This window comes from Metabacillus malikii (assembly GCF_030813355.1).
In the GTDB taxonomy this organism is placed as follows: domain Bacteria; phylum Bacillota; class Bacilli; order Bacillales; family Bacillaceae; genus Metabacillus; species Metabacillus malikii.
Genome location: NZ_JAUSUD010000024.1, coordinates 26,276 through 52,205, shown reverse-complemented (window position 1 = coordinate 52,205; position 25,930 = coordinate 26,276). Strand labels below are relative to the sequence as shown.

The following is a 25,930-nucleotide window of genomic DNA, read 5'->3' as shown; positions in this document are numbered from 1 at the left end:
CTAACTCTAGTTTTCTACCTTCTAATTATTTGATTTACATTTTTAATTGTTGCTGAAATATCTCCTCTTTTGATAAACAAATACACCCCATATGCAGCTATATAGATTAATACTCCTAACCATGAAGTCACAAACCAACCTATTAGTATGAATATAAGACTCATCACCATCTCAAGAACTATATCTTTATACACATAAATATTTAGTATCTTTGATAAAAGAACCTCTGCCAAAATACAACGGAAAGCCAAAAGAGCTACTATCGATGCTATAACTAGGTTTAGATTCGTAAATACAATTGTAAATACAATTGTAAGAATGATACTCAATACTACTGATACTAAATTTATAGCAAGCATCAATTTCTCTTTCCGCAATGTCTTTAAATAGGTATTGATTAAAAGGACCATTTTCCCCTCATAGACACACATTGGAAAGAGAAGAGCCATATAAATTAAAATTTCTGTATATTGTGGTAACCATGCTGTTAAGATAACCTTCAGCGGATAATATATCACAAGTAGACCTAACAAAAGGGCCATTAAAAAAGTTCTCATTGTTGTATAGATATTTGGAAGTTTGTCCTCATTAGTCCGTCTTAAGACTGGAAACATGATGATCCCAATTGCATTAATGAATATCATCATGAGATTAGATATACTCAAAGTTAGTGATACTTTACCAAACGTTGAAATATCCCATGTACGTTCAATGCCAAACCGAACAATCCCAATTATAAACATGCTAGCAATATTAGCAAACATTAACTTTATTCCCACACTGATATTCCTAAATACTTCACTAACATTGGAATAGAACATAGAAATTTTGTTAAATACTATGTCTCTACAGCAATATATTGAGTATACTAAGGCAATAGTTTTTCCAATTATATCAGCAAAAATCAATAACTTGTATTGCCTAATATCCACAATTAAAAGTAATAAAATCAAACAGCAATATAGCACTTTTTCCATCATTGTTATCTGTGCATACTCTTTAATTCTATTTGTACACTGCAAGATATAGATTAACATATGTCTAACATTCACTATAACCATACATAGTGCAGTCATTTTAAATATAAATAGTTTATTAACATCTGTACTAAAGACTGTTGAAAAGCAAATTATAGCGACACCTAGTAATACTTGAAAAATGGTTAGCATCCAAAACTGCGAAAAAAATAAATCTTTATTTAACTCCTTATATTCCTTGCCGCCAAATCTAAGATAGATTCCATCATTCCAGCCAAAGTGCAAGAAACCTACATAAGATGAATAAAATAGGTATAACTGCCAATATCCATATTCTTCAACACCTATAAACTTTGGTACAATTAATATTACTATTGTCGAAATAATTATTGATATTAGATTCGATGACAGGGTATAGGAAAAGTTTTTCATGAATGTAATGGCCTTATTATTCAATACTCATCCCTCGTCATTCTTATTTTTTCACTTAATTAAATGGCTTTACACAAATATAAACATTCCAAATACTTGGTTGGTGAACATTAAAATACAGTCCCAATACCATATAAAGGACTCTGCCCTTTATCTATATAATTAGCTTTTTAATGTCATAAACTTTCCCCTTAAATTTAAAAGAATAAATTTCTCATACTTACCTATATTAAACAATAATATGAATATAAACATTTGTAATCTAGAAACCTTTAAATATTCTTTTAAATAAACCTTCCGGCTATTCTCAAGAATTTTGTTTTTGCTTTTCCAACTCTTTACAGATTTATTAATTGAAACCCCTTCATAATGAATTATTTTTTCTGAAGTTAATACGCACTGTTTATAGTTTTTGTTTCTTAATTTAAAAGCTAATATCGACTCTTCATTATATAAAAAGGTTCTTTCATCGAAATAATTAACTTCTCTCAAAACCTTATCTTTAATCGCAAAAAAACAACCCGATAATACATCAACATTCACAACATTATTATTAAGCCTATTTTTATTATATTTTGTAGTGATTTTAAATAATTTCTCAAAAACCTTTGAAATTGAGATAAAAGTACTAATCAATGTGCTCGTATACGTAGGTAATTTCCATGCAAAATTATCTGCTACCATGTTGTCTTTATCGTGAATTAAACCAGAAACAGCAGCAATTTCCTTATGGGTATTTAAAAAAGAACATATTCTACTTATACTTTTTTCTGATACTTCAATATCTGGATTTGATATTATTATATTTGTTGGATTATAATAGTTTTCAGCATATTTAATTCCAAAATTATTTCCACTAGCATACCCATTATTTTTTTCAGTAGAAATAATGTCAACTTTTTCTGACTCCAATTTTTTTAATAATGAATAGGAATTATCGGTTGAACAATTATCTACAACTATAATTTTATCAAGTACATCATAGCATTTTATTTGACTAATATAATTATTTGTGGTTTCAAAATCATTAAAATTTAAGACAATCATTATATTCATATGTTAACCTCACTCTTTGAACTCATATCTCTTCAACCTTTTTTTATGTCTTTGATCTAATATATATCCTGAAATACTACCTACAACTATAGTAATCCAAATTGTGGATGAACGAAATTGCCACATAAAGAAGGAAAAAAATATAACAAAGGCAAAAGTCGATGCCCAAATTAAATTCATATATAAGCCATCATTTCTGAATTTTGAATAATTATAACTTAATATTAATCCAGTTATCAGGGTTACCATGAGGGCTAATGGGATTGAGAAATCTTCAATTAGCTCTCTAATGTACGTACCTACATTACTTGGCAATGGAACATTATAAAATGTTTGATACTGATTTACCGATATGTCTGCCCCTAACCTATTCAATAAATTGTAAATCGTTAAAAATGTGTGGCCTCCAAAATTTAATGTTGGATCTTTTAGAAATTCATTTAAAACACCTAAAGGTAATGTTATATAAGTATAAATCTGATATATAGCAGGGTTATATTCAAGAACCTTTACCATTAATGGGCTCATATAAGGGTTATATGTTTCCCATGAGGCTCGATTATTCGTAATAGTTATAAATAGTGCAATTAAAATAGAACTGCTGATCAGGATTTTAATATTTTTCCCTTTTCTTCCTTTTACTTTTCTAACTTTCTCTTTAATAACCCTACCTCTTTGTAATATAATGGGAACTAATAATAAAAAAGCACCAATTAAAATCCCCAGTCTCCCACCAGTTTTTAATCCACCTAATGCCAATAATAGCACTGGTAATAATATAATTTTCTTGAAGCCAAATTTTTCAAAATAAAATCCTGCATATATTAAAGCTGGATATACAAATGAACCTAGATAGGGTATCCCAGTATCAATATCACCAGCCAAACGATCTACATATATCTGATTGGTGTACTCTAATAAATTAAATCCATAAGATCTTACAGCAATCAATATATTAGAAATTGTGCTAATTGAAGTTAATAGAGAAAGTATAATTATTGCAATTCTTAAATCTCTTTCACTAGAACCCTTAGCAGCAATATTACTATCCTGCTTATTAAAGCGATTATTCCTATACTGTTTTTTTCCCAGAACACACCCAATATTATAAACGATTTGAAAAATGATTATAATCAACCATGTATACATTGTTAGGTCGTAATAATAGACTAACTTTATCTCATATAGAATTGTTAAGGCTACCCACATAATACTATATAAGGAAATCGGATTAACCTTGGCTTTGTAGTATTTAAAGCTTAGTATTACATATAAGATATTGATTAATACAAATAGATATATCATTGAAAAGTTTCCCTTTCTTGTACAAAAGTCAACGTTTAAAACCGAGTGTGATATGCACTATTTTGCCTTTGTAAGATACAAAAATTGATGGGCCTTCATATTAATTACAAGTTATAGCATTTCCCCATGGTCTTCCACCAACAATCATGTAGTATGAACAAATTTGCAAGTATAACAGCACACTTTTAAGTAAAGTGGCTTAGCAATTTATTTTAATGCCACCTTACTTATTGGAGTTCATTTTAACGAAAAGGAAGTAAGTAATAATAACTATAGATGTACCTTTCACACTTACTACTTTTTTGCATTTACTAATATCCGTAAAATTTTATAATCTCCAGTAACTATATCCACACTTTTCAATCTCGCCCTTATCTAAAATACTCTTAACATCAATAATAACTTTTTCCTTATTTGAAAACTCTCCAAACAGTCCGTTTATCTTTTCCAAGGTCATGTCCCTAAACATATCATGAGCCACAGCAAAAACAAGACAATCAGCATCATTTATCATATCAAAAGGAACTATATCAACACCATACTCACGCTTTGCTTCCAAAGGATCTACATAGGGATCAACTACAACTGGTTCGATTTCATATTCATTAAGATGTTTAATAATATCATCTACTTTGGAATTGCGTATATCTGGACAATTCTCTTTGAATGTTAAACCTAAAATAACAACCTTCGCCTTCTTAACTACCTTATTTGTGAGAATTAATTTCTTAATAATTGCATCAGCAACAAATGCTCCCATTCCATCATTAATCTTTCTACCTGATAAAATGATTTGAGAATGGTATCCAAGTTTTTCAGCTTCATATATAAAATAGTATGGGTCTACTCCAATACAGTGGCCTCCAACTAACCCAGGGTGAAATTTAAGTGCATTCCACTTTGTATTCATTGCCTCAACAACTTCTTGTGTATCAATGCCCATTCGATCAAATACCATAGCAAGCTCATTCATAAAAGCAATGTTAATATCACGCTGGCTGTTTTCTACAACTTTTGCAGCCTCTGCTACTTTAATTGAGCTAGCTTTATGAACTCCTGCTTGGATTACTAATTCATAAACTTTTGCAATTTCATCTAAACTTTCTTTATCTATACCAGAAACGATTTTAATAATTTTTTCAAGAGTGTTCACTTTATCACCGGGATTAATACGCTCTGGGGAATACCCAACCTTAAAATCAACACCACACTTTAGTCCGGATTCCTTTTCAAGGATTGGAATACATACATCTTCTGTAACCCCTGGATAAACAGTAGATTCATAAACTACTATTGACCCCTTAGTGAGATTACGCCCAACAATTGTACTAGCCCCCTCAACTGGGGTAAGATCTGGAGTTTTATCTGAATTGATGGGAGTTGGAACAGCAACAATATGAAACTTAGCTTCTTTAAGTTTTGCTTCATCTGATGTGAAAGCCACCGTAGTCTTTTTGATTACTTCATTACCTACTTCATTTGTTGGATCAATACCTGATTTATATAATTCTATCTTCTTCTCATTTAAATCAAAACCAATAACATCAACTTTCTTGGCAAATGCTACTGCAATCGGCATACCTACATATCCTAAACCAACTACAGCGATTTTGTCTTTTTTACCAACAATTTTCTCAAATAGACTCATTTCTATATATTCTCCCTTTTATATGCTTCTTATAGTTTCTAACTGCAATAACATATTATATTTAAATCAACATTACTAACTTTTTTTATTTGCTACTAGTAAACTCCATTTATTGAAAGTTTGTTAATAATCACACATTGAATTTCTATGATAATTTATCTTTTATTATCTTTGAGTAGATTTCAATATATTTTATTGATAAGTCTTCCCAATCAAAACTTAATGCATTAGAAGTACATCTTTTTGATATATCATTATACGACTTTTGCAGGTGAAGCACTGCATCACAGATTTCGCTTTGGGAGGACGGATTAATCGATACTCCTACTTCACCTTCCTCAAAATAACCATCTATCCCTTGATTCCTGGAATAAATCACCGGTAACCCCTGGCTCATTGCCTCAATATATGAAATTCCAAATGTTTCAAAATAAGATGGCAAAATAAAAAAGTTCGCTTTCCTATAAAGATTCATAAGAACCGACTTATCCTTAATAAAGCCATGGAATTTCACATTGTCTTCTAAATTTAATTCATGGACCAATTTCTTTAAATTATTTAATTCTTGTCCTTCCCCAACGAAATCTACTTTTACATCATATCCACGATTAACTAGTTCTGAGACAGCAAGTATTGTAGTTTTTGGATTTTTACCTTTATTTAACTTACCAACCTGGATTAAGTTTAATTCAGGTTGTAAATTGTCTTCTTTATAATAATGATTCTTTAGCCAAAAATTATCTACAGCGTTTGGGATAATCTCCGACTTTCCTATGATGTTGTTTTTAATTGCATCGTTACCAAGATTATCAATTATACTTTTCTTTATATTTGGACTTAAAAATATTATTTTGGATGCATTTAATAATATTTTTTTCATAAACGGTCGTAAATGAAAAAAGTATTTTAAAAATACATCAACATCCGTAATACGTACAGCCACAACATACGGTATATTATATTTTTTTTTCAAATAATATGCCACACCACCATCTGAAAAAAGACTATGGGCGTGTAAAACATCTATAGATTTTATACTATTTATTTTTCCCTCTATATCTAAAAAATACTTTCTGATTTTCAAAAAATACATTACTCTGTATATACTTCTTTTTATTGGGCTGAGAATCACTTTAATATTCTCATGATAATTTTGAAATCTATCTAGTTCTTCTTTTTTATTTTCCCCAGGTTTATAAGCAATATATTCTATTTGATCAATATTCCCAGACTTTCTTAAATGTTCGAAAAAGGTATCATAAAATTTATCAACAATTCCGGCTACATTGAGATGCAATATTCTCATATGTTTTGCTCTCCATTTCATTTGTAATTAACTTTGGTTAATTAAACAATATAATTTTCTAGACTATAATCCTTTAATCTTCCGGTACTTTTTAACTGACCCTATAATATGTCTACACATAAAATATACAGAGCTTATTGGGCCTATCCCTATAAACCGATATACTTTATATGTCATTTTAATAGTTTTGACTTTATTACCCGACTTTGAATTCCGTGATATTCTATATATAAGAAGAGGTTCGTTAATCCCATAGGCGGATACCCCCGTTTTTAGAATCCTAAGCCACACTGCATAATCTTCATGCATATCATCTTTTTCCATTTTTATATTCTCAAAAAACTTCTTTTTTATAAGAACAGATGAACAGGATACTACATTATGTGTTCTTAAAATTTTATATGTTACCTGGTTAGGGACTTCAAAAATGCCTTGATAATATTCCCCCTCTTCATTTATATAAGAAGAACCAGTAAATAAAAATTCAGCAGCTGTTTTAAATGCATGTTCCATCTGTTTTTGTAATTTAGTTTCTTCCCACATATCATCGCTATCTAAAAACGCAATCCAATCACCGTTTGCAAGCGAAATTCCTCTGTTTCTTGTTGCTGATACACCTTGATTTTCTTCATTTATATAGAACCGAATACGATCATCTTTATTTGCTAGTTCTTTTAATATTCTTACTGTACTATCCCTAGAACCATCATCTATTACTATTAACTCCCATAATTTGTATGTTTGTTCAATAACAGAAGTAACAGCTTCCTCTATAAATTTCTCGCAATTATAGGCAGGCATGATAATACTTATTAACTTTTCTCTTTTATTGATATCACTCATATTAATGCCCCCCTTCAGTCAAATGAATTGAAGACTTAAAGTCATATACTTGATATTCCATCTTTGGTTCAGGCATATATTTCTCATACACTAGATCTCCAAATACCTTATTTATAGTACTTGTCTTCAGTAGCCTTAACAATGGATTAAATAACCTGGTCATCTTAATTTGCTTCCCGTGGATTTCTGCTATCCGCTTAACCATATCTGACGTACACACATATTCTTTATCCTGTGGAAGGAATAAATCACTGCTAGAACTGTCGATTAACAATCGTACCAATTCACATAGGTTATCAATATAAATCATACTACGTTTATTTTCTATATCAGGAAAAATAGGTATTTTAAGTGCAAGTCTTGCTAATCTAGTATAATTACCTTTACAACCCCTCCCATAAATCATAGGCGGGCGTAAAATTGCAACTTTAAAAGATACGTCCTCCAAACTTGTAATTAGTTCCTCAGCTTGAAGCTTTGACTTGCCATAATTACTTCTTGGATTAGGAATAGTATTTTTATCAATCACACCAGTCTCAATACCATAAACACTCATCGAGCTTAAAAATATGAACTGCTTAACCCCTTCAATTCTTGCCTTTTGGGCAACTTCGTAAGCTAAATCACGGTTCACTTTGTAGTAATAAGGTGTATTTTCTTTTGTTTCCTTTATATGTGCTATCCCAGCCACATGGAAAACCACATCATAATCTGAGAAATCTTTTTTGTTCCACGAATCGTTTCTTAAACTAATAGCATCTATTGAATATCTATCAGGATGTTTTCCAAGCCATTTCTCCAGGGCCTTACCCACATAGCTGTTTTTACCTGTTATCAGTATTTTTGTCATTTGGAAACACTCTCCTTACTACTTGCGATTTCCTTCTTCGCTGTAGTTCCAGTCCCACCTTCAACAACCCCGTCACTTTTTAAAACACTAACGATGGTACCAATGAAGCACTTAACATCCATACCAATACTAATCTTTTCAACATACTCCCCATCTAACTTAGCCTTAACTTCAATAGAAAGTTCATCACGCCCATTAATCTGTGCCCATCCAGTTAATCCAGGCAGAACATTATTCGCTCCATACTTATCACGTTCATCGATCAAATCATATTGATTCCACAGTGCTGGTCTTGGCCCGATAATACTCATCTGCCCCATAAAGATATTCCAGATTTGCGGTAGCTCATCAAGTGAAGTTTTTCTCAAAAACTTACCCATCTTAGTGATGTACTGATCAGGATTCTCTAATAAATGAGTAGGAGTGTCCTTAGGCGTATCTATTCTCATAGTACGAAACTTCAAGATATTGAAATGCGTTTTATTGATGCCTATACGCTTTTGCTTAAACAGAACAGGACCTTTTGATTCAAGCTTAATAGCAATAATTAAAATCAAAAAAATCGGTGATAATAAAATAAGTCCAATCAAAGAAAGAATAATATCTATCAATCTTTTAACCTTCATATACATCCAGCTACACTCCTTTAAAATTTGTTCTTTAGTAGATTAGGACTTAATTAGAATCTGTTGTTCCTCCATTCCAATCAACTACTAAACCACTAAATCTCATCTACTACTGATAGCCACCTCGCATATAATATTCAATATGAGAAATAGATGAAAAAATCAACATATAGTATGTTTTGTTAATAAAAAACATATTCAGATACTACATATAGTGTTTTGTTATCTTATTATGATACTCACCTCGTAATATCTATTCAATCTACCAAACAAATACGAAATAGATATTTACTAGAAAACCACTCTAAACCGTGTTTCATCCTATTATATATACCATTCAATCAATCTATAATTCTCACTAAAATCGCCTCAAACCCTTATCTCGCAAGGTTTCTAACGTTCAATCTAACTACGATACTCAGTTCCGTTTCTCCATTCAATCATTTCGGCGTACCTGTCAGAGTTTCCTTATTCAAAAGCCCTGTTATATCAACGTTTCTCAATAACACATTTTCTAAAATTCACCTTTTTATCTTTATTAATAATCAAAATACATCCTTGACCAATATAGCATTTAGATAACGATCTATATACGGTATATCTTAGGTATCAGTCAAAAAAACAAGCACAATATGTTGTGGTTATCTGTTAACTATTCTCAGTTCCTTCCCACTATTCAATATTACCTTCATATAAAGCTAATAAAACCTACATTACAAATGCATCCCCAGTGACTATCCACATTAAAGAGCTAGATCTTTAAAACACCTAAATCGTGAACTCTCCCATCCTTAGCCTTATCACAACCTCACAAAAACGGAACCCCATTCTCATTATCATCCACATCATTCTCACCCTGATGAACATGACAATTAATCTCTTTATCCAGATATACAATCTCTCCATCATCAGGACAAATATCATGATTATATTCTAATAAAAATTTTCTAAAAAGAACCTCACGATGAGTCATTCCATCTATACTCAGTTGTGCTTCATAAGTCTCCTTTAATTTTACTCTATTCACATCACATACATCAGCCTTTGTTTCTTCTATATAGCTAAAGTATGAGGGAACTGCAATAGCTAATAGGATTCCTAATATCGTTATCACTGCTAAAAGCTCAATGAGTGTAAGTCCACTTTCATTCAAACGTACACGTTTAAATCTAATCTCACATACACCTCGATTCAATTCTTAACACTAGTCTAATAATCATAAAGGGCATCCAACCCCACCTCACACCACACTCCTGACAACAAGTGTCTAAGGCTATTATGCCCACAGCGTAGTCGAGTACCTCCATTGATAATGGTAAGGAGACATCACCTAAAACGTATCAAATTCAATACATTGTGATAGTTTTTCATTGCTACATAACTTATCTTACAACATGCATAGCCATAAATCGTTAGCAAAACACTACCAATTAAAAGGAAGAATTAAGTAACATCACTTAATAACTTCCTCACTTTGTAACACCCTTTTTAAATAGTCTAATATGTCACTTTTTAAATCATCTCTTCTTAAAGCATACTCAACAGTCGCTTGAATAAACCCAAACTTATCCCCAACATCATATCGTTTACCTTCAAACTCATAAGCAACAACCACCTGCTTATCATTTAACTGCTTAATCGCATCCGTCAATTGTATCTCTCCACCAGCACCAGGTGTTTGTTTTTCTAAGATTTCAAATATCTCAGGGCGCAATATATAACGACCTAAAATTGCATAATTTGAAGGTGCATCTTCCTTTTTTGGCTTCTCAACTAAGCTATCGACATGAAAAACTCGATTATTAATCTCACCATTTTTTATCGAAATAACTCCATATTTTGACACATCTTCTTCAGGTACTTCCTGTACACCTATAACAGAAGAATTGTAACGCTCATATACATCAATTAACTGTTTTAAGCATGGATTTTCTGGTGAATGAACGATATCATCACCGAGCAATACCGCAAATGGTTCATTGCCAATAAAACGACTTGCGCATGAGATTGCATGACCTAATCCTAATGGCTCCTTTTGGCGGATATAATGGATATTTGCTAATTTAGCAATTTCTTGAATTTCCTCTAACTGTTCAAACTTTTCCTTTTTCGCAAGTGTTTCCTCTAATTCATATGACTTATCAAAATGATCCTCAATCGCACGCTTGCCACGACCACTGACAATAATGATATCCTCGATTCCAGACTGTACTGCTTCTTCAATAATATACTGAATCGTCGGCTTATCAACGATTGGAAGCATCTCTTTCGGCTGTGCCTTCGTTGCAGGTAAAAATCTTGTTCCTAACCCAGCTGCTGGTATAATTGCTTTTCTTACCTTTTGCAAGATATATTCACCCCATACTTATTTTGCAGTTTCTAATATCTTTTCAGACTTATTGTTCGCTAAATTCAATACATACTCTCTAATATAATCTGCTTTGTAACTATCATGATTCTCAATTAATTTAGTCACACGTTCATACTCAACCTCAACTGATTTTCCAATAAAGATTTTCGGGAACACCGCATCTTTATGGACTTCATTTTCCCCTAGCAATTCTTCATACATCTTCTCACCAGGGCGAATTCCTGCAAATTTTATCCCGATTTCATCAACTGTATAACCAGAGAGCTTAATTAAGTTCTCAGCTAAATCAACAATTTTAACTGGTTCTCCCATATCCAACACAAAAATTTCTCCACCGCGAGCTAATGCACCAGCCTGCATCACTAGTCGTGACGCTTCAGGTATCGTCATGAAGTATCTTGTCATATCAGGATGTGTCACAGTCACAGGACCCCCAGCTTGGATTTGCTTTTTAAACAACGGAATAACACTACCACGACTACCAAGCACATTCCCAAATCGAACAGCAACAAAATTAGTTTGGCTATGTTTATCTAATTCTTGTATAAACATTTCCGCAATTCGTTTAGTTGAGCCCATCACATTTGTTGGATTCACTGCTTTATCCGTTGAAACTAGAACGAATGTACTTACTCCAAACGTGTCAGCAGCTTCTGAAACATTTTTTGTTCCAATTACATTGTTTTTTACAGCTTCCTTCGGATTGTACTCCATTAACGGCACATGCTTATGTGCTGCCGCATGATAAACGACCTCTGGTTTATGCTCTTCAATGACTGAGAAAATTCGATGACGGTCTTGTACGTCTGCAATAACAGGTATAATTTCAATTTCTTTTTGATATTTGTTTCGCAACTCCATATCAATCGTATAAATTGAATTCTCTCCGTGTCCTAAAAGTAAAAGCTTTCTTGGATTAAACTTACATACTTGTCGACAGATTTCCGAACCAATTGAGCCACCAGCACCTGTAACAAGAATTGTTTTACCTGTAACTTTCTTCGAGATACTTTGAATATCAAGCTCAACCGGGTCTCGTCCCAGTAAATCTTCTACTTGTACATCTCTAAATTGATTGACGGATATCTTACCGGTAACGATATCTTCAATCATTGGCATAATTTTCGTTTTTGCTTCTGTTTTGCTACATTCTTGATAGATTCTTTGAATTTCATGCTTACTTAATGAAGGAATCGCAATAATAATGTTATCAATATTATGCGCTTCAACAATTTCAGCAATATTTTCAGTCTTACCTTGCACTGTTACACCGTAAATTTGCAACTTTTGTTTGTTCGGATCGTCATCAGCGAAAGCAACAGGTTGTAATCCACTATCATTGTTCTTCAACAATTGACGAACAAGCATCGTCCCAGCAGAACCAGCACCAATAATCAGTGCCCTTTTCTTCTCAACTTGTGAACTCATATAACGGTCTCTAACCATTCTCCATGAAAAGCGAGTTCCGCCTATTAGACACATATGAAGCAGCCATGTGATAAACAATACACGAACATATATGTGTCCATTTGCTACTACCTGTACAACCGCTGTTGTTGCGATTGAGAACGTAACAGCTTTAACAATTGTCATTAATTCTCCAACACTCGCATATTCCCACGCTTTATGATATAAACGATAAATAAAGGCAAACACATGATGACTTATGAGTAAGCTTAAGGAACTGATGACTAGCATTTGTAAATTATAATAGTCAAAATAAGGGTTAAGAGTAAAGTATCCAATATAAACAGAGAATAATACAATCAATGAATCTAACCCTATAAGTAGTGACAGTCTTTTGGAATAGCTCAAATTTGTCCCCTTCTTTACAAAAATTTTTCAATCACATATCTAAAGAAAAAACGCAATTGTTACGTTCTTTCCTTAGACATTTAATCATGCCTAATTTTTTGCTCACTCAGTCTTTTATCAATTACATCATTGAGGATTTTTCTTATCTCTAACAGCTTGTCTAGCGGTGCATCCTGATAAAGATAACGGACTGTCTTTTTTATGTTCTTCGGTAATTCAACAAAACACTTCATAAGCTTCTCCTTTATATCCAATCAACTTTTAGAAAATCCCCAAAAACTTTTTCCTTTTAATTGAGCTAGGCTCCGATTTATAGATTGTCTGACCTTTTGCAACTAGCTCTGCATTTTCTTGAAAATAATATACGGCTTGGCTGCCAAACTCTTTGTTCACTTCTGCAATTGATTCTCTAATATGGAAGCTCCGATTCGTTACATTATGTGCATCAGAGGAAATAAAATGGGTCATATTTGCCTCAATCAATTGCTTTGATAACCTTTGAATTTTTTTCCCAAAGTACCCTGTAACACTGCCCGCTGTTACTTGCGTAAGGGCCCCTTTCTTTACTAGGTGAAGCAGTTTATCAGGATTTTCCATCACTCCTGAATTTCTTTCGGGATGTACAATAATCGGCGTGAATCCTTTAAGTTGGATATCAAACAAAAGCTGCTCTGTATATCTCGGAATATGTCCTGATGGTAGTTCAATAAATAAGTAGTTTGTATGATTGAGAGGGAGAATCTCACCTTTATCAATATCATCTGTCATTTCACCGTAAATCCGTGTTTCTTGTCCAGGTAACACTTCTAAAGGAATCTTCTCGTTTTGTAGTATTTGGTTAAGGTCCGAAACACGTGAAATGATGTCATGCTTCTTATTATTATACTTACCATTCTGGTGATGAGGGGTTGCGATGATTTTCGTAATTCCTTCTTCTACTGCTAACTTCGCCATATTGATTGAATCTTCGACAGTTTGCGCACCGTCATCAATTCCAGGCAATATATGACTATGAATATCAATCATGTAACAAACACCTCCAATGGTTATTATTGGGTAATCTCTAATACTATTTTACTATAATTTGCGCATACCCGTAATTTTAGCATTACAGTTACCCAATGAAAAGGGGGTAATTTTGTCGAATATTGACTATTTTCCCCCGTAATAGTAATAATAATGAGAATCTTCAGCTTTCTTGTTGTTTAATACAACGCCTAGAATCTTTGCTTTTGCACTATCTAACAGTTCTTTCGCCTTTTTCGCTGATTCGATCTCAGTCTTTCCACTGCTGACAACAAGAACGACACCGTCAGCTTGGTTCGCTAACACTTGTCCATCTGTAACAGCAAGTACTGGAGGTGTATCAAGAATAATCAAATCATAGTCTTCCTTAGCTTGTTCAAGTAACGCTTGCATGCCTTTTGAACCGAGTACCTCAGACGGATTTGGCGGAATTGGACCGCTTGATAACACCCAGAGCTTATCCTGCGCAGTAACGCTCACCGCTTCTTCTAATGTCATTTGTCTCGTTAGAACATTTGATAGTCCTACATGGTTTTCTGTACGGAATGTATAATGTACCGTCGGTTTACGTAGGTCAGCATCTATTAATAGGACGCGTTTCCCTTGTTGCGCGAATACAACAGCTAAATTCGCAGTCGTTGTTGACTTACCTTCTGCTGGTCCTGAAGATGTTACAATAATTGTTTGCAGTTCTTCATCAACACTTGAGAACTGGATATTTGTACGAATCGTCCGAAATTGTTCGGCAATTGGTGATTTTGGATTTGTTAATGAGATTAAACTTCTATTTTGTAAATTGAATATTTGTTTTCGATCCTTACGAGCCAATTGACTCACCTCGCGCTCCTAAAGTTGATGTCATGTTTGCACTAGCCTTTGCTTCTTCTTCCATATTAATTGTTGTAATAGCCCCTAATACAGGAAGACCTAATTGATTTTCAACATCTTGTTCGTTTTTAAGTGTGTTATCTAAATATTCAAGTAAGAATGCTAGTCCAACTCCCGCCATTAAACCAACGACTAACGCAATTGCCATGTTCATGACAGGTTGTGGTTTAATTGGTGATGGATTTTCACCGATCATTGCTTCTGATAAAATATTGACGTTATCGATATTCATTAAAGTAGTGACTTCTTCTTTGAATGTTGTCGCAATTGAGTTCGCAATGTTTGCTGCTTGTTGAGGATCTTCATTTTGGACAGTTATGTTTACGACTTGTGAATTTTGTTCACTAGACACTGAAACTAATCCGTTAAGCGCTCCTGCTGACATATCTAATTTCTCTTTTTCAATCACTTTATCTAATATTGCTGGACTTTTAATAATGACAGTGTATGTGTTAATTAATTGTAAGTTAGTCTGAACTTCACCTACGTTATATGCTTGCTGGTCTGATTTCGCCTGATTAACTAGAATTTGTGTGGATGATTGATATACGGGTGTTAATACAAAGTAACTCACGATACCACTTGTCGCTGTTGCAATCGCCGCAATGATTATAATGAGTGAAAGACGTTTCTTTAATGTAAGAAAAAGCTCTTTCAAGCTGATTGTTTCTTCCATGATAACCTCCAAAGTTTGTAATCTATTAAAACATAAGCCTTAACTATTATAATGAATATTCTATATTATATCCATAATTATTTACATATTCCTACAAATGCAGAGATTTCTCTACATTTTCTCAACAACAAAATTAATTCTACCATCTTTCTGCTAATTTTTTTACAGTTTTTTTTGGGTAATTTGTACCAAAATAGTGGAAGCGTTTACCTATTGCATTCGAAAATAAAAGGACCGATTCATTATTCGTATATGAATCAGTCCCTTTATTATAGTCCGTTAGCTGCTATTGTTACGAGTACACCAATGATTACTGCGATTACTGGGAATGTAAATGTAAGTACTTTTTTCTTTATTTCCCTTTTTCTTGCCATCTCTTCGGGTGTTGTCCAATTCGCCAAAATGTGTTGCCTCCTATATATTTTTTCGACGCGATGTCGATTCATGATTTATCTATACTCTATATCGACTAGTTTTGAAAAAGTTATATAGTCTTAATGTTACTTTTTTAAGCTATTCTTAAAGAAATTGAAACACTCTTAATATTTTATTGAAATTTGAGTATTATTCAAGTGGACTTTAGTGGTAATTCAGTTGTTTCATTAATATTGTAGTGGTACATATCACTTATTTATTATAGATGTTAGTATAGATTGCTATGTTAAATATTCAGTATGAATAGTTTGAAGTTCTATATATGAAAACAGTATAAACAATATTCCTGAAATGTATACGAGGAAAGTACCTTTTTCAAATAGTTATATTTTCGCTTTTGTATACGCTTACATTAATGTATAATGTAAGTAATTAAGATAGGAGGCGGTTAAATGTCTTTAATATCTAAACTTTTATACAGTTGGCATTACATCAGAAAAAATTATCACGAGGAACTGTTAGATAGCTGTCTTGATCGAAAGTTAAAAGAGCAATTACATAGTAAATTTAAATACCATCAATATAAGCTTGAACAATTGAGTACAAAAAGAGCTTGGTGAGTGGATATATGTTAAGTACAGCAAGGCTGGGGCCTTGCTGTACTTATTTTTTGGGGACTGTCCCACTTTTTTGGGGACTGTCCCCCACCGTTTTAATGCGGTGAAGTACCGGGGGACTGTCCCCCATTTACAAAATCTTAACACTCCCTTAATCACCCCCACATGGTGCCAAGTTATCCTAGAGATAAAAGCCTCAGGAGGAATAACAATGAAAATCGAACTCCATTGTCATACGAACATATCTGATTGCCCACTTTCTACTGAAGAAGTCATATTACTAGCGAAACAGGAAAATGTCAGTCATTTAGCGCTAACGAATCATGATACAACAAAGGGTCTACTTGAAGCAATTGAGATTGGCAAGACTCACAATGTAGACATCATCCCTGGTATCGAAATTTCCGGCTACGATTTTGAACGAAACAGACGAGTCCACATTCTCGGATATTGGATCGAACCTGGTCACCATGCAATAGATTCAGTATGCCTTCCGCTAATCGAACAACGTCACAACGCCTCAATGGAAATGGTCGAGCGCATCATCGCTGCAGGGTATACAATCACTTGGGAACGCTGTTTAGAAATTGCCGGATCAGGTACCGGTGTGTTCAAGCAGCACATTATGCAAGCTTTAATAGAAGCTGGTTACACAGATACTATTTATGGGCCATTATACAAAAAACTATTTAACCGTGGACAAAACGGTGAACCACCAGGCATTGCCTTCATCCCGATGACTTACATTGACGCGAAGCAAGCCGTCCAAGTCATCCGAGAAGCCGGTGGTGTACCCGTTCTTGCTCACCCTGGTCAATATGGTAATTTCGAAAAGGTACCTGAGCTAGTTGTGGCTGGTTTACAAGGAATCGAAGTATGGCACCCGCTACATAACACAGAACACGAGGAAAACGCTAAATCCCTTGCTGAGACCTATAACCTTGTCAAAACAGGCGGATCTGATTTCCACGGTGCATATGGGGAAAAACCTGTAAGGCTTGGTAGTAAATCCCCTGGTTTAGAAGTATTAGACCAATTGAGAGCAAGAAGGAGCCAAATACAAAATCAAGAATAATTGACACTCAATGTTTTAACACACTAACGTGGCGGGGGACAGTCCCTCAGCATTTTAACGCATTAACGAAGTGCGGGACAGTCCCCCAAAAGTTGAAAGGAGCCGATACAATGTCTGTTAAAACAATGCTAGTCGACAAGCTCATCACGGAGATCCAAGACGGCTACTACAAACCTAACGACAAGCTCCCATCCGAAAATGAGCTTGCTGATCGTTATCATGTTCCGCGGATGGTCGTCCGCAAAGCGTATGAACGCTTACAGGAACTTGGATATATATTCTCAAAGCAAGGCAAGGGCAGCTTTGTCCAAAATCAAAAGTTGCAAATTCCACTCATTTTAACTGGAGATGTTAGCTTTAGCGAAAAAATGCGAGAGCTAAACTACGATTATCGAACGGTTAATCTCTCTTGCGAAGTTATAGAGTATGACTCGGCAATCTATCGCAGTCTCCGGGTCGATTCAAATGAAACCGTTTATAAAATCAGTCGCTTACGTATCATTGAAGACTGTCCAATTGCTGTTCATACATCCTTTTTAACACAATCTGTTTTTCCAGACATCTCTAACGAAGGCGATGCAATCACCTCCATATTCCAATATTATCGCAGCAAAGGTTTCACTGAATTTGATTCAAGCCGAAGCCAATTAAGCGTCATCCTCCCTAACCAGGAGGAACGGGATTTATTAAAATGTCCGAGCCTTGTTCCGCTCCTGCAGGTTGAATCCGGCTGTGCAGATAAACAATCCGGTACTTGGCTTGAGCATTCACGCATCATCTATCGCAGCGATTGTTTTACATATGTTATCTAAACGGTCACTTACATAGTGGCCTTATTTTTTTCTCCTTTTGTAAATCCCCCCTCAACAATCCCTTAACAATCTTCATCAATTCTTCACCAATCTTTTACAACACCAAACTTGGCAACAAGGTAGATTAGAAATGTAAACAAGATAGAGAAACTCATGTTGGAGGTCTTTAGATGCGAAGAAGACAACGAACAGAAATTCTGATTAATGGCTCACACGCACTTGCACAAGAGCTTGCTCAATCAATTATTGGAAACTACCGTGTGACTGTCATTCAAGCGCCGGAGCATGGACTTGTGATGTTAAAGCTTCGTGAAACGTCACAGCGCAGTTTGTTTTACCCAGGCGAAGTGTTTGTTACAGAATGCAAGGTGCAAATCAACTGCACGATTGGGATCGGCATTGTCATGGGCGACAATCATGAGCTTGCACACAACTTAGCTGTCATTGATGCAGCCTATGAAGCTGGACTACCAGAGACAGCACAATGGACTGACCGTCTCTTAATCGAGGAGCAAAACATAGCCGCACAGCAAGCAAAAAGAAATCAAGCGATTCTTAAAACGAAAGTAAACTTTGAAACGATGGATGTGTAGGAGTGATAACAAATGAAGCTAGATTTCGTTCATGATTTACAAGCAGTTTATCGAAAAATGGTCGATTCTACATCAAGACCAGGGCAATTATCAAGTCTTGCTAGAGAGGCTGAGCTTTACGTAGCTGATAATGAAGCAGTGTGCAATCCCTCTCTTTTCATCATTGCCCACACGTTGCTTGATCAGGAAGTTACCTTTAAGGTCATTTCTGCCCAAGAAAGCCTAATTACAACTATGATTAATGAACTTACGTATGCAAGACCTGCCGATACTAAGGATGCAGACTACGTGTTTATTGTAGGAGATGCAGAAACAGGTTCACTTCAAGAGGCGATTTCTTCAGCAAATCCTGGCACATTGTCTGACCCTCATCAATCGGCAACAATTATTGCTGAAGTAGACAAACTGGCAATCAACGGTCCACTTACATTAACAGGACCAGGAATTCAAACCTCTGTTTCTGTTACAGTTTCCACTCCTGAGCATTGGGTGAACAGCCGTCAGGAAAAAAACAAGGAATATCCGCTTGGCATTGATTTGATGTTCATTGATGCGTCACATCAGCTTTTATCACTGCCACGCACAACGCAAATAACTGAGTTAGGGTGATGTTTTAATGGGCTATGTTGCAGTAAAAGGTGGCACGCTTGCGATTGAAGAGTCGATTAAGCGTCTCAAATACGAACGAATCCAAACAGGAAACACAATGAACGTCGAAAGCATTGCAGCAGGCATGCGCGGGCTTATCGACCAGGTTATGTCTGAAAGCAGTCTTTACAATGAAACATTAGCAGCACTTGCGATTAAGCAAGCAGAGGGAAATCCTGAGGAAGCCGTGTTTTTACTACGTGCCTACCGCTCAACCGTGCCTCGTAAGCATTATTCACGAGTCATTGAGTCTGAGGAAATGAACATTGAGCGCCGAATTTCAGCGAGCTTTAAAGACATTCCAGGTGGGCAAATTCTCGGCGCCACCACTGATTATACACACCGATTACTTGATTTCAATTTAATAGAAGAAACGGAACAAACCATCAAGGAATGGCTGCAAAATTTTGAAGAGGAACTTGAACATACGCAACAATCCGAAGCACCTACTAAACTCACTTTACCAAAGGTGCTCGACTATTTACGCAAAGAAGGACTCATTCCACCTTGTGAAAACAATGACACAATGCCAGATGATATCACACGGGAAAGTCTTTCATTTCCTACTAGTCGCAGTCAACGGCTGCAAAGCTTAACGAGAGGGCAAACAGGTGCGGTTACTTCCCTCGCTTATTCTGTTATTCGCGGCTATGGCGCCCTGCACCCAACTGTCGGGGAAATCCGCGTTGGCACATTGCCGGTGACAATTGACCATCCAATTCATACGGGTGATGCCCTTGATGGTTATTATCTCGGCGAAGTGAAAGTAACTGAAGCAGAGATGCTCATGCCTGTCACCGTTGAAAAAGAGTACGGTAAAAAGGAAATTGAATTTGAAATCGGCTATGGGCTTTGTTTTGGTCAAAATGAAACGAAGGCGATTGCGATGGGGATTTTAGATAATAGCCTTGAACATCCAAACAATGAATATCCGAGCCAAAATGAAGAATTTGTTTTATTCCATATTGATTCCGTTGAATCAACCGGATTTATCTCACACTTAAAAATGCCTCACTACGTAACGTTCCAATCAAAGCTTGATAGTGTCCGGAAAACGAAGCATGAGGAAAAACAAGAGGTGAAAAACTGATGAATAGTGCCTATAATTTTGCCTTTTTTGACGAAGGGTCGAAGCGGGAAATTCGAAGAGCGACATTAAAAGCAATCGCAATTCCAGGCTACCAAGTTCCATTCGCTTCACGAGAATTGCCGATTGGCCGTGGCTGGGGTACAGGTGGTCTGCAGCTCACCCTTTCGTTAATTGGAAAAACAGATGTGTTAAAGGTCATAGACCAAGGTTCTGACGAGTCCGTCAACGCTGTAAATATTAAAAAGCTTGTCAAAGATACAACAGGTGTTGTCGTGACAGATGAAACGAGTGAAGCGACCCTTATCCAATCACGCCATCGCATTCCAGAGGTTCCGCTCACAAGTAAGCAAATTCTCGTTTTACAAGTACCGCTCCCTGAACCGCTCCGTTATTTTGAACCGAGTGAGCAGGAGACGAAACGACTTCATGCTGAGAAGGAATATAGTGGTGCCTGGCTCATGCTGTTTGAGCAAATTATGAAGTTTGGCAATATGACGACAGATGCTGACCACCCTGTTTTTGTCCATGACCGATATGTGATGGCGCCGAGTCCGATTCCCCGGTTTGATAACCCGAAGATGAATCATAGTGATGCGCTTATTTTGCTCGGGGCTGGGCGTGAGAAAAAGGTCTACGCGGTGCCGCCATATACGAAGGTTGTCTCCCTAGATTTTGACGATTACCCGTTCCAGAGTGAATCGTTTACTGGGAAGCAATGCCGTTTATGCGGTTCAAGCGATGTATTTTTAGATGAGCTCGTTGATGAACAGACAGATGCAACCGTTTATCAATGCAATGATACTAGCTATTGTCTTGCAAAACTAAATGAAGCAGTTGGAGTGAACTAAATGACAGATTTTGAAAAACCGGTATTGTCGGTACAACATTTACATAAACAATTTGGTCCTGGCTGTACACATTGTGAGGATCCTGTGTCTCCCTCCCTTGTAAAAAACTATTGTCAGGTTTGTGGAACGGTGTACGCATGTCGCGACGTATCCTTCGATGTATTTCCCGGGGAAGTACTCGGTATCGTTGGCGAAAGTGGCAGCGGCAAGTCGACGTTAATGCAATGTCTCTATTTTGACCAAGATGTCACAAGTGGTGCGGCGTATATTTCTTCCTATCAAAATGGCGAGAAAAACTTGTTTGAAGAGTCGTCACAGCAGCAACGCTACATTCGCAATCATGTCATGGGTAAGGTGTACCAAAACCCGTTACTTGGCTTAAAGATGAATTTTTCATCGATTGGGAATATTGCTGAGAAATTAATTGCAGCTGGCAGCCTTCATGTTGGCACGATGGAAGCGCGTGGTACTGAGCTTCTGAATAAAGTAAATATTCCCGTTCATCGCCGGAAAGAAGCGCCTAAAAATTTCTCAGGCGGGATGCAGCAGCGTGTCCAAATTGCGAAAGCATTATCAAATAATCCCCCACTGCTTCTATTAGATGAGGTGACAACTGGACTTGATTTGTCTGTCCAAGCTAGTGTGCTTGATTTAATTAAAGGTTTACAGAGGGAACTTGGAATTAGCATCGTCCTCGTCTCACATGATTTAGGTGTGATTCGAATGCTTGCCGACCGCACAATCGTCATGCTTGAAGGCAAAGTCATTGAACAAGGCTTAACAGACCAAATTTTAGAGGACCCGCAGCATCACTATACACAACAGCTTGTCCATTCATTGCTGTAACGTCCAATTTTTGAGGAGGAACGAATTTGTTTGTCATTACAAATGGGAAAATCATTACCGAGGATGCCCTGTTGCAAGGGTATGACCTTTTCATAAAAGGAGACCGCATCGCAGGGATCGCTCCAAAAGGCGAAATCAAGTTTGCCGAAGACATGGAAATCATTGATGCAAAAGGCGGTTATGTCACACCTGGCTTTATCGATATCCATTCTGACTATATCGAGCATATGGCTGCACCAAGGCCGACTTCACTCATGAATTTTGATTTGAGCTTACGCGAAACAGAAAAAGAGCTCATTACACACGGAATCACGACGATGTTCCACTCGCTTTCGATTTATAAAGGCTCTGACTATTCATATAAGCCAATTCGCGAGCCTGAAAATGTCCGTAAATTTATCGATTTAATTGAAAATACACACCATCAAAAGCATCTCGTTCGCCATCGTTTTCATGCGCGATTTGAGATTGATAATGTAGAAGAAATTGAGAATTTAAAAGACTATATTCGCGAGGGCAAGGTTCACTTAGTGTCGTTTATGGATCATACTCCTGGACAAGGGCAATACCGTCACTTAGAAATTTGGCGGGAAACAGTGAAAAGCTATAACAATATGAGTGATGCATCGATCGATGTGCTTATTAAAACACATCAAACGAAAGAAAAGCTTTCGATTGAAGCTATTCGCGATGTTGCTGCACTTGCACAGGACCATCATATTGCGATTGCTTCACATGACGATGACACTTTAGAGAAGCTCGACCTTGTCCATAGCTTCGGTACGACAATTAGTGAGTTCCCAATCACGATGGAGGTAGCACGGCGGGCCCAAGAGCTAGGCATGTACACAATTGCTGGTGCACCAAACGTCCTGCTTGGCGGCTCACATAGTGGCAATCTCGCTGCAGCCGAAGCAATAGAAGAAAAAGTGATTGATATTTTGTGTAGTGACTATTATCCAGCCGCCATGCTCCATTCTATTTTTAAGTTAGTAGAAGATTACGGACAAGACCTTGTTGAGATGATTAAGCTTGTCACGATAAACCCGGCTAAGGCAGTAAAAATGGGTCATGAGCTAGGCTCGATTTCTGTAGGGAAAAAGGCAGACCTTTTAATTATAGAAAAAATTAGTGATAACTTCCCTGTGATTACTGGTGTATTTGTCGATGGAGAGCTTATTCAACGCACAAATTATCGCGTCACACCACAAGAAACGCAGGTGACACGATGAACACATTACTAGAGATTAACAATCTATCAAAAACGTTTCAACTCCATCATATCGGTAAGCATATTCGTGCCGCGAGTCATGTTGACATTCGGTTAAATGAAGGTGAATTTGTTGGGATTACCGGTAAAAGCGGCAGCGGTAAGTCAACGATTTTAAAATGTATTTACGGTACATACCGAATTGAAGAAGGCGACATTATTTATCATTCTAAAAAATTCGGTCCATTGAACCTAGCAACTGCCAGCGACCGGCAAATGATCTATTTACGAAAACATGAAATCGGCTATGTTTCGCAATTTTTAAATGTCATGCCCCGGACAAGTGCACGTCAGCTTGTGAAGCAGGCAATTGTTGAAATGGGTGAGGATGCGATGTTTGCTGAGCAGGAAACAGAGAATATCCTTGTGCACTTTGAGCTTGACCGTGAATTATGGGATAGCTACCCGACTACGTTTTCTGGCGGTGAAAAGCTGCGCTTAAATATTGCCCGTGCCATGGTTAAAAAGCCGCGACTGTTACTTTTAGATGAGCCGACAGCAAGTCTTGACCATGATTCAAAGCTGAAGGTGAAGCAACTGATTGAACAGCTTATGAAAGAAGGCACAACGATGCTTGGCATTTTCCATGACTTAGAATTTATGCATCACCTATGTGACCGTGAGTACAACATGCAAAACGGAGAGTTTACAAAATCTACTAGTTTTACAAACTCTTAATAAATCCTAATACTAGATTAACAATAGATTTATATTTGATCGTTATAGTATAAAGCGAATGGACAATCGAGAGGCGCTACACTGCGCCCACCAATCAAATTAAACGTATGAGGAGAATTCAAATGAAGAAAAAGTTGTTATTTTTAGTTGCACTCATTTTCGCTGTAGTTGTCGCAGGCTGTTCATCATCCGACACGTCTAGTTCAGGAGAGAAAAAATCCGACTCAAAAGACACGTTAACAATTGCTTGGCTTCCAAATGAATCAGGCTCAGACCTTACCGAAACCCGTGATGAAATTGGCAAAATCATCGAAGAAGAAACAGGTAAAAAGGTCGAACACCAAACAACAACTGACTACATCGTTGCAATCGAAGCAATTGCTAACGGAAATGCAGACATGGCATTCCTAGGCGCGCAAGGCTATATTGAAGCAAATAACAAAAATGACAAAGTTCAGCCACTAGTCGTTCCAACAGGCCCATCAGGTACACTTGAAGATGCTGTCTACCACAGCTGGTTAGCTGTTGAAAAGGACAACGCCGACAACTACAAAGACGGCAGTGATTTTGCTATTGATAACATCCAAGGCAAGAAATTCTCATTTGTTTCAAACAGCTCTACATCAGGATTCAAAGTCCCTTCAACAGGTATCGTAGATTACTTCAGTGAGAAAGATGATTTCAAAGACTTAACAGCTGAAGACCTACTAGAAGGTGGCGATGACAAATTCTTTAGTGAAGTCTTATACGGTGGTTCACACCAAGGTTCAGCCGTAAACCTTTTATCACAAAAAGCAGAAGTTGCCGCATTCTGTGATACATGTGTCAACAACTATGTTGAATTAGTCGAAGGCGAAGAAAACAAAGCTGGTGCGATTTACCGCGTAAAAGACGATGCAGCAGAGCCATTCAACACAGTAACAGGCAAAGAATTCACGCTTATCTCTGTCACACCTGTTTTAAATGCACCATTCGTTATTAATACAGACAATATTGACGAAGACTTGCAAAAGCAATTACTAGAAGTGATGTCATCTGATGACGTTGCCAACAATGAAAAAGTATTCGTACCAGAAGATTCTGAGTTCTCAGGCTTATTCAAGAAAACCGAAGACGAGCGTTTAATCGAAGTTGAAGATGCTTGGTTCGATCCAATTCGTGAACTTTCAAAATAATGAACGTAAGGGCAGTCAAGCATCACTTCGATTGCCCTTCTACTATGTAAGAAAAGCGAAAGCGCCTTGAACAGCCTTAGGTAA

Annotated in this window: 27 protein-coding genes; 11 read left to right on the top strand and 16 right to left on the bottom strand. The window is 36.3% G+C overall.

Annotation, left to right across the window (positions count from 1 at the left end):
- Nucleotides 1-14: 14 nt before the first annotated feature.
- From J2S19_RS19060 to J2S19_RS18985, 16 genes are all read right to left on the bottom strand, one after another.
- Nucleotides 15-1,433 carry a lipopolysaccharide biosynthesis protein gene (locus tag J2S19_RS19060; RefSeq protein ID WP_307345116.1) on the bottom strand — a complete coding sequence of 473 codons (1,419 nt, stop codon included), beginning with the start codon at nucleotides 1,431-1,433 and terminating at the stop codon, nucleotides 15-17.
- 138 nt (nucleotides 1,434-1,571) lie between these two features.
- Nucleotides 1,572-2,465, bottom strand: coding sequence for a glycosyltransferase (locus tag J2S19_RS19055; RefSeq protein ID WP_307345112.1), 894 nt, complete (start codon nucleotides 2,463-2,465; stop codon nucleotides 1,572-1,574).
- A gap of 9 nt (nucleotides 2,466-2,474) precedes the next feature.
- Entirely contained in the window at nucleotides 2,475-3,770 is a 1,296-nt protein-coding gene (locus J2S19_RS19050) for an O-antigen polymerase (protein WP_307345109.1), read from the bottom strand.
- 328 nt (nucleotides 3,771-4,098) lie between these two features.
- Nucleotides 4,099-5,418, bottom strand: a complete 1,320-nt coding sequence (locus J2S19_RS19045) for a nucleotide sugar dehydrogenase (RefSeq protein ID WP_307345106.1) — start codon at nucleotides 5,416-5,418, stop codon at nucleotides 4,099-4,101.
- Nucleotides 5,419-5,563: 145 nt separating this feature from the next.
- Entirely contained in the window at nucleotides 5,564-6,724 is a 1,161-nt protein-coding gene (locus J2S19_RS19040) for a glycosyltransferase family 4 protein (protein ID WP_307345103.1), read from the bottom strand.
- A gap of 63 nt (nucleotides 6,725-6,787) precedes the next feature.
- Nucleotides 6,788-7,567, bottom strand: coding sequence for a glycosyltransferase family 2 protein (locus J2S19_RS19035; protein WP_307345100.1), 780 nt, complete (start codon nucleotides 7,565-7,567; stop codon nucleotides 6,788-6,790).
- A 1-nt stretch (nucleotide 7,568) separates the two neighbouring features.
- Nucleotides 7,569-8,417, bottom strand: coding sequence for an NAD-dependent epimerase/dehydratase family protein (locus J2S19_RS19030; RefSeq protein WP_307345097.1), 849 nt, complete (start codon nucleotides 8,415-8,417; stop codon nucleotides 7,569-7,571).
- Nucleotides 8,414-9,049: a sugar transferase gene (locus tag J2S19_RS19025; protein WP_307345094.1), complete on the bottom strand. Its 636-nt coding sequence runs from the start codon at nucleotides 9,047-9,049 to the stop codon at nucleotides 8,414-8,416. The genes J2S19_RS19030 and J2S19_RS19025 overlap by 4 nt, the downstream gene beginning before the upstream one ends.
- An 802-nt stretch (nucleotides 9,050-9,851) precedes the next feature.
- Nucleotides 9,852-10,238, bottom strand: coding sequence for a prepilin-type N-terminal cleavage/methylation domain-containing protein (locus J2S19_RS19020; RefSeq protein ID WP_307345091.1), 387 nt, complete (start codon nucleotides 10,236-10,238; stop codon nucleotides 9,852-9,854).
- Nucleotides 10,239-10,496: 258 nt separating this feature from the next.
- On the bottom strand, nucleotides 10,497-11,390 hold the full coding sequence (galU, locus tag J2S19_RS19015) for a UTP--glucose-1-phosphate uridylyltransferase GalU (RefSeq protein WP_307345086.1): 894 nt from the start codon (nucleotides 11,388-11,390) through the stop codon (nucleotides 10,497-10,499).
- 18 nt (nucleotides 11,391-11,408) lie between these two features.
- A complete protein-coding gene (locus tag J2S19_RS19010) occupies nucleotides 11,409-13,229 on the bottom strand; it encodes a polysaccharide biosynthesis protein (RefSeq protein WP_307345082.1) in 1,821 nt (606 codons plus the stop codon).
- A gap of 80 nt (nucleotides 13,230-13,309) precedes the next feature.
- Nucleotides 13,310-13,462 carry a hypothetical protein gene (locus J2S19_RS19005; RefSeq protein ID WP_307345080.1) on the bottom strand — a complete coding sequence of 51 codons (153 nt, stop codon included), beginning with the start codon at nucleotides 13,460-13,462 and terminating at the stop codon, nucleotides 13,310-13,312.
- Between the two features lie 28 nt (nucleotides 13,463-13,490).
- The gene (locus tag J2S19_RS19000; RefSeq protein WP_307345077.1) at nucleotides 13,491-14,255 is read right to left on the bottom strand and encodes a tyrosine-protein phosphatase; all 765 of its coding nucleotides are present in this window, start codon (nucleotides 14,253-14,255) and stop codon (nucleotides 13,491-13,493) included.
- Between the two features lie 126 nt (nucleotides 14,256-14,381).
- Nucleotides 14,382-15,083 carry a CpsD/CapB family tyrosine-protein kinase gene (locus J2S19_RS18995; RefSeq protein ID WP_307345185.1) on the bottom strand — a complete coding sequence of 234 codons (702 nt, stop codon included), beginning with the start codon at nucleotides 15,081-15,083 and terminating at the stop codon, nucleotides 14,382-14,384.
- Complete coding sequence (locus J2S19_RS18990; protein ID WP_307345075.1) at nucleotides 15,073-15,819, bottom strand: YveK family protein; 747 nt, start codon at nucleotides 15,817-15,819, stop codon at nucleotides 15,073-15,075. The genes J2S19_RS18995 and J2S19_RS18990 overlap by 11 nt, the downstream gene beginning before the upstream one ends.
- A 269-nt stretch (nucleotides 15,820-16,088) precedes the next feature.
- A complete protein-coding gene (locus J2S19_RS18985) occupies nucleotides 16,089-16,220 on the bottom strand; it encodes a hypothetical protein (RefSeq protein ID WP_307345073.1) in 132 nt (43 codons plus the stop codon).
- 426 nt (nucleotides 16,221-16,646) lie between these two features.
- On the opposite strand from J2S19_RS18985, the gene J2S19_RS18980 reads away from it, so the two are divergent.
- The 11 genes from J2S19_RS18980 (at nucleotide 16,647) to phnD (ending at nucleotide 25,846) form a co-directional block, all read left to right on the top strand.
- Entirely contained in the window at nucleotides 16,647-16,814 is a 168-nt protein-coding gene (locus J2S19_RS18980; RefSeq protein WP_307345070.1) for a hypothetical protein, read from the top strand.
- 208 nt (nucleotides 16,815-17,022) lie between these two features.
- Nucleotides 17,023-17,886 (top strand): PHP domain-containing protein, encoded by an 864-nt coding sequence (locus J2S19_RS18975; RefSeq protein WP_307345067.1) that lies wholly within the window; start codon nucleotides 17,023-17,025, stop codon nucleotides 17,884-17,886.
- Between the two features lie 110 nt (nucleotides 17,887-17,996).
- Nucleotides 17,997-18,698 (top strand): GntR family transcriptional regulator, encoded by a 702-nt coding sequence (locus tag J2S19_RS18970; protein WP_307345181.1) that lies wholly within the window; start codon nucleotides 17,997-17,999, stop codon nucleotides 18,696-18,698.
- 170 nt (nucleotides 18,699-18,868) lie between these two features.
- The gene (gene phnG / locus J2S19_RS18965) at nucleotides 18,869-19,291 is read left to right on the top strand and encodes a phosphonate C-P lyase system protein PhnG (RefSeq protein ID WP_307345064.1); all 423 of its coding nucleotides are present in this window, start codon (nucleotides 18,869-18,871) and stop codon (nucleotides 19,289-19,291) included.
- Between the two features lie 12 nt (nucleotides 19,292-19,303).
- Nucleotides 19,304-19,900, top strand: a complete 597-nt coding sequence (gene phnH / locus J2S19_RS18960) for a phosphonate C-P lyase system protein PhnH (RefSeq protein ID WP_307345061.1) — start codon at nucleotides 19,304-19,306, stop codon at nucleotides 19,898-19,900.
- 7 nt (nucleotides 19,901-19,907) lie between these two features.
- Nucleotides 19,908-21,029 (top strand): carbon-phosphorus lyase complex subunit PhnI, encoded by a 1,122-nt coding sequence (locus J2S19_RS18955; RefSeq protein ID WP_307345058.1) that lies wholly within the window; start codon nucleotides 19,908-19,910, stop codon nucleotides 21,027-21,029.
- Entirely contained in the window at nucleotides 21,029-21,877 is an 849-nt protein-coding gene (locus J2S19_RS18950; protein WP_307345056.1) for an alpha-D-ribose 1-methylphosphonate 5-phosphate C-P-lyase PhnJ, read from the top strand. The genes J2S19_RS18955 and J2S19_RS18950 overlap by 1 nt, the downstream gene beginning before the upstream one ends.
- Nucleotides 21,878-22,723 carry an ATP-binding cassette domain-containing protein gene (locus J2S19_RS18945; protein WP_307345053.1) on the top strand — a complete coding sequence of 282 codons (846 nt, stop codon included), beginning with the start codon at nucleotides 21,878-21,880 and terminating at the stop codon, nucleotides 22,721-22,723.
- A 26-nt stretch (nucleotides 22,724-22,749) separates the two neighbouring features.
- Complete coding sequence (gene phnM / locus J2S19_RS18940; protein WP_307345049.1) at nucleotides 22,750-23,955, top strand: phosphonate metabolism protein PhnM; 1,206 nt, start codon at nucleotides 22,750-22,752, stop codon at nucleotides 23,953-23,955.
- On the top strand, nucleotides 23,952-24,671 hold the full coding sequence (locus J2S19_RS18935; RefSeq protein ID WP_307345046.1) for a phosphonate C-P lyase system protein PhnL: 720 nt from the start codon (nucleotides 23,952-23,954) through the stop codon (nucleotides 24,669-24,671). The genes phnM and J2S19_RS18935 overlap by 4 nt, the downstream gene beginning before the upstream one ends.
- 122 nt (nucleotides 24,672-24,793) lie before the next feature.
- A complete protein-coding gene (phnD, locus tag J2S19_RS18930) occupies nucleotides 24,794-25,846 on the top strand; it encodes a phosphate/phosphite/phosphonate ABC transporter substrate-binding protein (protein WP_307345044.1) in 1,053 nt (350 codons plus the stop codon).
- Nucleotides 25,847-25,930 lie beyond the last annotated feature (84 nt).

Bases quoted from the DNA above. Each gene is read 5' to 3' on its own strand.
- J2S19_RS19055 (WP_307345112.1), bottom strand. From the start codon at position 2,465: ATGAATATAATGATTGTCTTAAATTTTAATGATTTTGAAACCACAAAT.
- J2S19_RS19050 (WP_307345109.1), bottom strand. From the start codon at position 3,770: ATGATATATCTATTTGTATTAATCAATATCTTATATGTAATACTAAGC.
- J2S19_RS19045 (WP_307345106.1), bottom strand. From the start codon at position 5,418: ATGAGTCTATTTGAGAAAATTGTTGGTAAAAAAGACAAAATCGCTGTA.
- J2S19_RS19040 (WP_307345103.1), bottom strand. From the start codon at position 6,724: ATGAGAATATTGCATCTCAATGTAGCCGGAATTGTTGATAAATTTTAT.
- J2S19_RS19035 (WP_307345100.1), bottom strand. From the start codon at position 7,567: ATGAGTGATATCAATAAAAGAGAAAAGTTAATAAGTATTATCATGCCT.
- J2S19_RS19030 (WP_307345097.1), bottom strand. From the start codon at position 8,417: ATGACAAAAATACTGATAACAGGTAAAAACAGCTATGTGGGTAAGGCC.
- J2S19_RS19025 (WP_307345094.1), bottom strand. From the start codon at position 9,049: ATGTATATGAAGGTTAAAAGATTGATAGATATTATTCTTTCTTTGATT.
- J2S19_RS19005 (WP_307345080.1), bottom strand. From the start codon at position 13,462: ATGAAGTGTTTTGTTGAATTACCGAAGAACATAAAAAAGACAGTCCGT.
- J2S19_RS19000 (WP_307345077.1), bottom strand. From the start codon at position 14,255: ATGATTGATATTCATAGTCATATATTGCCTGGAATTGATGACGGTGCG.
- J2S19_RS18990 (WP_307345075.1), bottom strand. From the start codon at position 15,819: ATGGAAGAAACAATCAGCTTGAAAGAGCTTTTTCTTACATTAAAGAAA.
- J2S19_RS18980 (WP_307345070.1), top strand. From the start codon at position 16,647: ATGTCTTTAATATCTAAACTTTTATACAGTTGGCATTACATCAGAAAA.
- J2S19_RS18975 (WP_307345067.1), top strand. From the start codon at position 17,023: ATGAAAATCGAACTCCATTGTCATACGAACATATCTGATTGCCCACTT.
- J2S19_RS18970 (WP_307345181.1), top strand. From the start codon at position 17,997: ATGTCTGTTAAAACAATGCTAGTCGACAAGCTCATCACGGAGATCCAA.
- phnG (WP_307345064.1), top strand. From the start codon at position 18,869: ATGCGAAGAAGACAACGAACAGAAATTCTGATTAATGGCTCACACGCA.
- phnH (WP_307345061.1), top strand. From the start codon at position 19,304: ATGAAGCTAGATTTCGTTCATGATTTACAAGCAGTTTATCGAAAAATG.
- J2S19_RS18955 (WP_307345058.1), top strand. From the start codon at position 19,908: ATGGGCTATGTTGCAGTAAAAGGTGGCACGCTTGCGATTGAAGAGTCG.
- J2S19_RS18950 (WP_307345056.1), top strand. From the start codon at position 21,029: ATGAATAGTGCCTATAATTTTGCCTTTTTTGACGAAGGGTCGAAGCGG.
- J2S19_RS18945 (WP_307345053.1), top strand. From the start codon at position 21,878: ATGACAGATTTTGAAAAACCGGTATTGTCGGTACAACATTTACATAAA.
- J2S19_RS18935 (WP_307345046.1), top strand. From the start codon at position 23,952: ATGAACACATTACTAGAGATTAACAATCTATCAAAAACGTTTCAACTC.
- phnD (WP_307345044.1), top strand. From the start codon at position 24,794: ATGAAGAAAAAGTTGTTATTTTTAGTTGCACTCATTTTCGCTGTAGTT.